This is a genomic window from Corallococcus sp. AB045, from assembly GCF_003668895.1.
Classification (GTDB): Bacteria; Myxococcota; Myxococcia; order Myxococcales; family Myxococcaceae; genus Corallococcus; species Corallococcus coralloides.
The window spans coordinates 22,844-31,578 of sequence record NZ_RAWN01000114.1 but is presented as its reverse complement, the minus strand read 5'-3'; the positions used below and the strand labels follow the sequence as shown (position 1 = coordinate 31,578).

General features: G+C 70.1%; 9 protein-coding genes. 5 read left to right on the top strand and 4 right to left on the bottom strand.

The genetic code is table 11. From position 1 onward, the window contains the following. Positions 1-486, top strand: a 486-nt coding sequence (locus tag D7Y21_RS25070; RefSeq protein ID WP_147469367.1) for an energy transducer TonB, incomplete at its 5' end; no start/stop codon positions are given. Between the two features lie 42 nt (positions 487-528). Here the strand turns inward: D7Y21_RS25070 and D7Y21_RS25065 are convergent. Then, positions 529-1,017 (bottom strand): MarR family winged helix-turn-helix transcriptional regulator, encoded by a 489-nt coding sequence (locus tag D7Y21_RS25065; RefSeq protein ID WP_121716159.1) that lies wholly within the window; start codon positions 1,015-1,017, stop codon positions 529-531. 202 nt (positions 1,018-1,219) lie between these two features. On the opposite strand from D7Y21_RS25065, the gene D7Y21_RS25060 reads away from it, so the two are divergent. Together D7Y21_RS25060 and D7Y21_RS25055 are read left to right on the top strand one after the other, a co-directional pair. Then, a complete protein-coding gene (locus D7Y21_RS25060) occupies positions 1,220-2,617 on the top strand; it encodes a TolC family protein (protein WP_120561261.1) in 1,398 nt (465 codons plus the stop codon). A gap of 144 nt (positions 2,618-2,761) precedes the next feature. Next, positions 2,762-2,971 carry a hypothetical protein gene (locus tag D7Y21_RS25055; RefSeq protein WP_120561260.1) on the top strand — a complete coding sequence of 70 codons (210 nt, stop codon included), beginning with the start codon at positions 2,762-2,764 and terminating at the stop codon, positions 2,969-2,971. Between the two features lie 50 nt (positions 2,972-3,021). Here D7Y21_RS25055 and D7Y21_RS25050 read toward each other — a convergent pair whose 3' ends face one another. Then, on the bottom strand, positions 3,022-4,071 hold the full coding sequence (locus tag D7Y21_RS25050) for a Rieske 2Fe-2S domain-containing protein (RefSeq protein WP_120561259.1): 1,050 nt from the start codon (positions 4,069-4,071) through the stop codon (positions 3,022-3,024). A 104-nt stretch (positions 4,072-4,175) separates the two neighbouring features. Between D7Y21_RS25050 and D7Y21_RS25045 the strand changes: the two genes are divergently transcribed. Both D7Y21_RS25045 and D7Y21_RS25040 read left to right on the top strand, forming a co-directional pair. Beyond that, the gene (locus D7Y21_RS25045) at positions 4,176-5,069 is read left to right on the top strand and encodes a DUF547 domain-containing protein (protein WP_233612271.1); all 894 of its coding nucleotides are present in this window, start codon (positions 4,176-4,178) and stop codon (positions 5,067-5,069) included. Between the two features lie 61 nt (positions 5,070-5,130). Then, complete coding sequence (locus D7Y21_RS25040) at positions 5,131-6,177, top strand: YCF48-related protein (protein ID WP_121716155.1); 1,047 nt, start codon at positions 5,131-5,133, stop codon at positions 6,175-6,177. A gap of 48 nt (positions 6,178-6,225) precedes the next feature. Here the strand turns inward: D7Y21_RS25040 and D7Y21_RS25035 are convergent, their stop codons facing one another. Together D7Y21_RS25035 and D7Y21_RS25030 are read right to left on the bottom strand one after the other, a co-directional pair. Then, the gene (locus D7Y21_RS25035) at positions 6,226-7,158 is read right to left on the bottom strand and encodes an ROK family protein (protein ID WP_120561256.1); all 933 of its coding nucleotides are present in this window, start codon (positions 7,156-7,158) and stop codon (positions 6,226-6,228) included. Between the two features lie 54 nt (positions 7,159-7,212). Next, on the bottom strand, positions 7,213-8,583 hold the full coding sequence (locus D7Y21_RS25030) for a phosphomannomutase/phosphoglucomutase (RefSeq protein WP_121716153.1): 1,371 nt from the start codon (positions 8,581-8,583) through the stop codon (positions 7,213-7,215). Positions 8,584-8,735: the final 152 nt, after the last annotated feature.

Sequence of the window (8,735 nt, the reverse complement as noted above, 5' to 3'; positions counted from 1 at the left end):
ACGGAGGCCCCGCCGCCGCCCAACGACACGCCGCCGCCGGAGCCGTCCGCGAAGCCGCCGCCGCTCGTGGTGGGCATGACCATGTCGTCCACCACCAGCGCGGGCTCCTTCGCCGCGCCCGTGGGCAACACCGCCTACGGCAAGGCCAACGGCACCGCGAAGGCGCCCCAGGACGTGAAGGGCTACTCCGCGCCGAAGTACGTGCCCGTGTACCAGGTGGACTCGGAACCGTCGGTCGCGTCCGAGGTGAAGATTCCCTACCCGGACGAGGCGCGCCGCGCGGGCATCGAGGGCACCGTCACGCTGTCCATCGCCATCGACGCGGAGGGCAAGGTGAGCAACGTGAAGGTCATCTCCGGGCCCGGCTACGGCCTGAATGAGGCCGCGCGCGACGCCATCCGCCGCTTCCGCTTCAAGCCCGCCATCAAGGGCGGCGAAGCGGTGGCCACGGAGATGAAGTACTCGTACACCTTCCTGCTGGACTGACAGTGGCGCCCCGGAGTCTTCCGGCCCGGGGCAACCCGTCGCCTACTGCGTCTTGAGCGCGCGGCGCATGATGTCGCGCAGCGCCGCCAGGTCCTCGTCCGGCATCGCGGCGATGAGGGGCGGCGGCGCGCTCAGCCGCGCCATCAGCCGGCCGCGCAGCTCCACGCCGGCCTCCGTCAGCACCAGCATCTTCACGCGGCGGTCCTGCTCGCTGCTCTTGCGCTCCACCAGCCCGCGCGCCTCCAGCCGGTCCACCAGCCCCGTCACGTTGGACGCGTCACACGACAGGTAGTGAGCGAGCGTGCTCATGGCGAGCGCTCCCTCGCCCAGCTGCCTCAACACGTGCGCCTGCACGGGAGACAGGTCGAACTCCGCCGCCAGGGCGGGGAAGTTGCGCATGTGCGTGTGCAGCAGCTCGAAGAGGAGCGTCCACGCCTGCTCCGGCAACCCACTCCCGCCCTCCGACAGGTCGGTGGTGGCCGCCGGCCGGCACGTCACCTGCTCGCTAGGACCGTCGCTGAAACCGTTCATAGTGAAGTTACGTTAAGTCATCGGGCACACATAAACAATTGACATCCTCAACCATTGACCGCTACTACATTCCGCATATTCCAACATCCGACAGTGCGGAGTACTTTCATGAGGCTCCGGGGTCGGGTAGAGGACGCAACGCAGTCGTCCATCGGACGGATCCGCCTCGCGCTCCCGCGGGTCGGTGAGGAGGTCGAGCGGTATGAGTACCCTTCTGGCGCTGTCCCTGTCGGCTACCCTGGCCGCGGCGCCCGTACTGACGCTGGATGAGGCCCTGGAGTCCGCCCGCCAGCAGAACCTCGATTTGAAAATTGCCCAGGAGCGCTTCGAGCAGGCATCGCTCGCGACGCGCAAGGCCTGGTCGGGCTACCTGCCCACCATCACCGCCGGAGCCTCCCTCACGCGCAACAACGTGGCGGCCATCATCCCGGCGGGGCCCATCGCCCCGGTGGACATCACCATCCAGCCGCTCATCCAGAAGGGCGCGCAGCTGGAGGCGCGGCAGGCCATCATCGCGCCGCAGCTGTGGGCGGGCATCGCGGCCTCCTACAAGTCCGTGCAGCTGGCGGAGCTGAACACGCAGACGGCGCGCCGGCAGGTGCTCTTCGGCGTGGCGCAGGCGTACTACGGCGCCGCGGCGCAGCAGGAAGCCCTGCGCGCGCAGGAGCGGCTGCTGGAGCTGAACCAGGCTCGGGAGAAGGACACCCAGGCCCGGTTCGACGCGGGCACGGTGACGCGCGTGGCGCTGCTTCGCGCCCAGCTGGACCGCTCGCGCGCGGAGCAGGACCTGGTGCGTGCGAAGAACGCGCTCGCGGGCCTGAAGCTGGCGCTGGGCACGCTCATCCAGCGCGAGCCGGAGTTCGACCTGGCCCCGCCGCCGGAGCCGACGGTGCCCGCGCAGGCGTCGCCGGACGACCTGGTCAACCAGGCCATCCAGGAGCGCTCGGACGTGCAGGCCGCGGAAGTGGGCCTGAAGCTCAGCCGCATCAACAAGACGGGCGTCATCCTGAGCTACCTGCCCACGCTGGGCGTGACGGGCGCCTACCGCATCGCGAACGCGGCGGGCTTCACCGGCCAGAACGAGACATGGGCCATCACCTTCGGCGCCAGCTGGACGCTGTTCGACGGCGGCCTGCGTGAGGCGAACCTCTCCGAGGCGTCGTCGCGCGTGCGCGAGGCCACCGTCACCCAGGCGCTGGCGCAGGCCCGCGTGAAGGAAGAGGTGCGGCGCTCCAAGCTGGACCTGGAGAACGCGCTGGCCAACCGCTCCAAGGCCGAGGAGGCCCTGGAGCTGGCGCGCGAGTCCAACCGCCTGACGGACGTGAGCTTCAAGGCGGGCGTCGCCACCTACCTGGAGGTCGCGGACGCCAACACCGCGCTCACCAACGCGGAGGTGGGCTTCGTGTCCGAGCGCCTCCAGGCGTCGCTCGCCGCGCTGCGCCTGCTCAACTCGCTGGGCTCCTTCGAGTCCGGTTCGGTGAAGAAGGAAGCGGCCGCCCTGGGCGCGGAGCCCGGCGCGGGCGCGCCGAAGTCCCAGCCGGTCCAGCCGCAGCCCGCCCAGGAGCAGCCGGCCCCGCAGCAGCCCGCGCCCCAGCAGTAGGCGCGGTGTGACGTGGAATTCCCGGCGCCCGCTCCAGGGCGCCGGGTCCCCTGCCCTCCCGGGCGGGAAGCAGGTGCTTCGTTGTGGGGGTCCGGCACCGGCCCCACCCTCCTCTGTAGGACCCGTTTCCACGAGGAGGGAACCATGGCGGATGCATCCTGGGGCAACTGCAAGAACTGTCGGTTCTTCGCGGGCAACAGCGACGAGCCGAGCGACGACGCGACGCAGAGCTGCAACCAGCCGGAGCTCAAGCAGTTCGCGCTCGTGGTCTCCGGCAACAGCGGCTGCAACGCCTACGAGGCCCGCACCGGCGAGACGGTGCCCGTCTACGAAGAGCCCGCGCCGATGCACTGAGGGCGCGCGTGTCCCACCGGTCCTCGCGATGCCACGGCAGTCCTTGTCGTTCAGGTGCCGGTGGCGTCGCGGACCTGGGGCACCGCCGGCTCAGGCTCGTGCGCCGCGTGCGCGTAGTAGATGCGCTCCATGAGCTTGCGCTGGTGCACCAGCGGCTTGTCGTACTTGTCCAGCCGCATGCCCTTGTGGCTGTAGGGCGTGTCCGCCACGGTGGGGATGAAGCGCGCGTCATCGCGCACCTCCCACCAGGTGAGGCCCAGCGCGGCCTTCGCCGCCGCCGGCAGCAGGGGCCGTAGCGCGGGCACCGTCGTGCGCAGGAAGGAGAAGACGTGCAGGCGCGTGGTGCGCACCGTCTCCGGCACGAAGAAGATGTGCGCCTGCGTGATGAAGGGACGCGGCGCTCCAGAGGGCTGGATCCAGCTGACGGTGTAGACGCTGCGCACCGGGTCGAAGCGCGTCACCCAGTCATTGCGGAAGAGGTCCCCCTTGCCCACCGCGAGCAGGCGCATGATGGGCGCGGGCCGCTGCGGGGCGCGGTAGTGCACCTCCGTGTGGTCCTCGTGGTTGTGCGCCTCGAACTGCACCTCGCCCGCCTGCGCGCCGCTCCACCCCAGCCGCGTGTGGACGAAGGGCGTGTGCTCGTCCTCGCTGAAGTTGTCGAGCGCCACGTGCAGCGGCGCCTGGAACAGCGTGGAGAACGTCCCGCCGAAGACGTAGTCCCCGCCGGAGAGCTCCGGCATCGCGGACTCGGGCGTGTCCGCGTGCGCGAGCCAGAGGTAGCCGTGGCGCTCCACCACCTGGAAGCTCTTCGCCTCGCAGTGGCGCAGCTCCGGCTGGCTGGGGTTGGTGCCGTGCCCTCGCGAGTCGAAGCGCCAGCCATGGTACGGGCACTGGAGCTGCCCCTCCTTCGTCACGGTGCCCTTCGACAGCGGCGCGAAGCGGTGCGGACACGCGTCCGACAGCGCCGCGGCCTTGCCGGAGGCGTCCCGGAAGAGCGCGTAGGCGTGGCCTGCCAGCTCCACGCGGACGGGCTGGCGGCGGAGCTGGCGGGAGGGGAGCACCGGATGGAAATGCCTGACGACGTCGGGGGTAGGCTCCATGGCACTGGCAGTATAGCGGCCTGTCGTGGCGGACCCCGGGTGGGTCGCGCGAAGACCTGAAGGTGTGAGAGACCGGACTCGCGGGTGGCATAGACTGCCCGGCCGTGAAAGCTCCCGTCCCTCCCCGCCGCCGTGCGCGCTGGTTCGCCGTGGCGACCATGGCCGTGCTGGTGGTGCTCGCCGCGGGAGCGTGGCTGTACGTGCGCGGCGCACTGCCGGCGCCGGTGCCCCCGGCGGCCGGGCCCTTTGGCTACACGGACTACGCGCAGGCGCTGAACCATGTGCGCCCCAGCGGGGACCTGGACTTCGAGGGCCTGAAGCGCGACCGCGCGGCGCTGGAGCGCTTCGTCGCGTCGCTCGCGGCGGTGTCTCCGCACCGGAAGCCGGAGCTCTTCCCGTCGCCCGAGGACGGGATGTCGTACTGGATCAACGCGTACAACGCGCTGGTGCTCATGCAGCTCGTGGAGCGCTACCCGAACGGGGTGGAGGCGTCCTGGTTCGGCCGCTTCTACTGGGGCCGCACGTGGCCGGTGGGCGGCGAGCGGCTGACGCTGTACGCCCTGGAGCAGCGCATCCTCCTGGGTGAGTACGCCGACCCGCGTGTGCACTTCGCCCTCTTCCGGGGGACGCGCGGAGGGCCCCGGTTGGACGGCGCGCCCTATCAGCCGGAGTTCCTGGACGCCCAGCTCAACGACGCCAGCCGCCAGTACGTGGGGGATGCGCGGAACGTGAAGCTGGAGGACAAGACCGTGCGCCTGGCGCACCTGTTCGAGGAGCGGAAGGAGGACTTCCTCAACGCGCTGCCGGAGGGCCGTGGCGGCAACGTGCTCCAGTTCGTCTGGGCCTTCCTGCCGGACACCTGCGAGGAGCGCCCGGGCTGCGACACCCGCGGCGACCTGGACCGCGCCTGCGGTCCCGACCTGGACAAGTGCCGCATCGCCTTCGTCCCCGAGGACACGTCGCTGCCCGACGCCGCGAGCACCGCCGAGCGGCGCTGACAGAGCCCCTTCTCGGCTAGCGTCCCACCTTCGCGGACGAACACGCGGGAGGCACCGGAACATGACGATGGGAGCGGTGTGGCTGGCGACGTGGCTGGCCCTGGGGAGCGCGGACATGAAGTGGGAGCCGCAGGCGAGCGGAACGACGGTGCGGCTTCGCGGCGTGAGCGCGGTGGACGGCCGCGTCGCGTGGGCCAGCGGAGACAAGGGCACCGTCGTGCGCACCACGGATGGTGGCAAGACGTGGACGCGGGCCCCCGTGCCGGATGCGGAAGCGTTGGACTTCCGCGACGTGGATGCCTTCAGCGACCGCACCGCCTACGTGCTGTCCATTGGCGCGGGTGACAAGTCGCGCATCTACAAGACGACGGACGGCGGCGCGCACTGGACGCTCCAGTTCACCAACACCGTGCCCGGAGCCTTCTTCAACGGGATGGCCTTCTGGGACGAACAGCACGGCATCGCGTTCAGCGACCCGGTGGACAGGCACTTCGTCGTCATCACCACGGAGGACGGCGGCGCGACGTGGAAGCCCGTGCCGCAAGGGGCGCTGCCGGCCGCGCTCGAGGGTGAAGCGGGCTTCGCGGCCAGCGGCACGAGCATCGCGGTGTACGGCAAGTCCCACGTCTGGTTCGGGCTGGGGGGCTCCATCGCGCGCGTGCTCCACTCGGCGGACCGGGGCAAGACCTGGGGCATCGCGCCCACGCCGCTGGCCACGGGCGAAGGCGCGGGCGTGTTCTCGCTCTATTTCTGGAGCTCCATGGCGGGCGTCGCGGTGGGCGGCAACTACAAGCAGCCGGAGGTGGCCACCGGCAACGCGGCGCTCACGCTGGACGCGGGCAAGCGCAAGTGGACCGTGCCGGAGAAGGCGCCCGGAGGCTACCGCTCCTGCGTGGCGCCGTTCACGCCCGAGAAGAAGATGTGGCTCGTCACCGTAGGGCCCACGGGCTCGGACGTGTCGAAGGACGCGGGCAGGACGTGGGAGCCGCTGGACGCCACCGGCTTCCACGCCGTGTCCACGCCGCCTCGCAAACAGGACACGGCCTGGGCCGTGGGTGAGGAGGGGCGCATCGCGAAGCTGGCCTTCACCGCGCCGAAACAGCCGTAGCTTCGGAGAAGGAGAGGCGCGGGGAGCTTCCTCCCCGCGCCCGGTGCTTCACTTCACCAGCAGCGCCGCGCCGATGATACCGCTGTCGTCGCCCAGCTCCGCGTCGGCGATGAGCAGGCCCTCGCGCGACACGCGGGACGCCCACTGCTGCACGCCGTCCAGCACCAGCCGCTTGATGCCCGGGCAATGCGTCAGCACGCCGCCGCCCAGCACCAGGCGCGAAGGGTTGAGCACCGTCACGTAGTTGGCCACCGCGACCGCCAGGAAGTGCGCCGCACGGTCGTGGATCTCCTTCGCCTTCGGGTCCCCCGCCTCCGCCGCCGTCTCCAGCGTCACCGGGGTGATGGTGTACGGGTCGTCTTGGGTCAGCTGCTCCAGCACGCGCGAGCCGCCGGATGCCAGGAGTTCCTTCGTCTGCGCGATGAGGTTGTGGCCGCCCGCGTACGCCTCCAGACAGCCGTGCTCACCACAGCCGCACAGCCGGCCGCCGGGCACCACCTTGATGTGGCCCAGCTCGCCCGCCACGCCGCCGCCGCCCTGCACCAGCCGCCCGTCCGCGATGATGGCACTGCCCACGCCGGAGCCCACGAACACCACCAGGATGTCCTGGGCGCCGCGACCCGCGCCCGCGTGCAGCTCGCCCCACGCCGCCGCGGACAGGTCGTTCACCACCTTCACGTCGAAGCCCAGCCGCTTCGTCAACATCGCGGCCAGGGGCACGTCGCGCCAGCCCAGGTTGGGCGCCACGGAGATGACGCCCGTGTCCTTGTGGATCTGCCCCGCCGCGCCCACGCCGCAGCCGTCCACCTTCACGCCGGACTGCTTCACCGCCTCTTCCGCCGCCTGGGCGATGGTCTCCACCACGCCCTGCGGCTTGCGGTCCTGCACCGCCACCTTGGCGCTCGCGAGGATTTCACCCTTCCCATCCACCACCGCGGCCCGGGCGAACGTCCCGCCCAGGTCGATTCCCAGCGTCGGCATGTCCAGCTCCCTCCCTTACGTGCGTGCGTGTGCTTCGCGTGGAGCGCGAAAGGCTCAGGCGCCGACTTCCTTCTGCGCCTGGGCGACCGTCTTCTCGATGAGCGCCTGGATCTCCTTCACGCGGGCCTCCGTGCTGGCCTCGTAGCGCAGCACCAGGATGGGCTGCGTGTTCGACGCGCGGATGAGGCCCCAGCCGTCCTCGAACGTCACGCGCACGCCGTCCACGTCCACCACCTTGTGGCCCGCGTCGCGCAGGATTTCCGTGGCGCGCTTCACCATGGCGAACTTCTTCTCCTCCGTCGTGTCGAAGCGCAGCTCGGGGCTGGCGAAGGTCTTCGGCACGTCGGAGAGCAGCTGCGACATGGACTGCTTCTCGTGCGTCAGAATCTCCAGCAGGCGCGCGGACGCGTACACCGCGTCGTCGAAGCCGAAGTAGCGGTGCTTGAAGAAGATGTGGCCGCTCATCTCGCCGGCCAGCTCCGCGTGCTCCTCCTTCATCTTCGACTTGATGAGGGAGTGGCCCGCCTTCCACATGATGGGCTTGCCGCCGTGCTTCGCGATGTCGTCGTACATCGTGTAGCTGCACTTCACCTCGCCGATGATGGCCGCGCCCGGGGCCTCCTTCAGCACGTAGCGGCTGAAGAGCACCATCAGCTGATCACCCCAGAGCACGTTGCCCTGGTCGTCGATGACGCCGATGCGGTCGCTGTCGCCGTCGTACGCGATGCCCACCTCCGCCTTGACCTCCTTCACCTTCTTGATGAGGTCCTGGAGGTTCTCCACCACCGTGGGGTCCGGGTGGTGGTTGGGGAAGTCCGCGTCCATCTCGCAGAACAGGGGCACCACGTCGAAGCCCATGCTCTCGAACAGGGGCACCGCGATGGCGCCGCCCGTGCCGTTGCCCGCGTCGATGACGATCTTCATCCCCTTGCGGCCCACCTTCACCGTCTGACGGATGAAGTGGTTGTAGGGCGTGATGATGTCGAAGGGCGTCACCTTGCCGGGCTTGTTGGAGGTCGCGAAGTCCTTCGCCTCGATGAGGCGGCGCAGCTCCTTGATTTCAGGGCCGTGGAAGGTCGTCTTGCCCGCGCCAATCTTGAACCCGTTGAACTCCTTCGGGTTGTGGCTGCCGGTGATCATCGCCAGGCCGTCCACGGGCAGCGTGTTCGCCGCGAAGTAGGTCAGCGGCGTCGGCACCACGCCCACGTCGTAGACGTCCAGGCCGGTGGCGGTGAGGCCCTTCGCGAGCGCGTCGCGGAAGCGCGTGGAGGACTCGCGGCAGTCGCGGCCCACCACGATGGAGGTGCCGCCCTTGCGGCGGATCATGGTGCCCAGGCCCAGGCCCAGGAGCTCCACCACCTCGATGGTGAGGTCCTTGTCCACCAGACCTCGGATGTCGTACTCGCGGAAGATGTGCGCGTTCATGGCAGTGTCCCCACCCTCGACAGGAACCGGGAGGGCGTAACGGAAGGCGTCGGACACTACACGAGCGGGACCGGGGGCTGCACACGCCCGAACGAGCCCGGCTGACTGTTGAACGCCCGGCCCCTCCAGGGAGGGCGGAACCTACCCCTGGC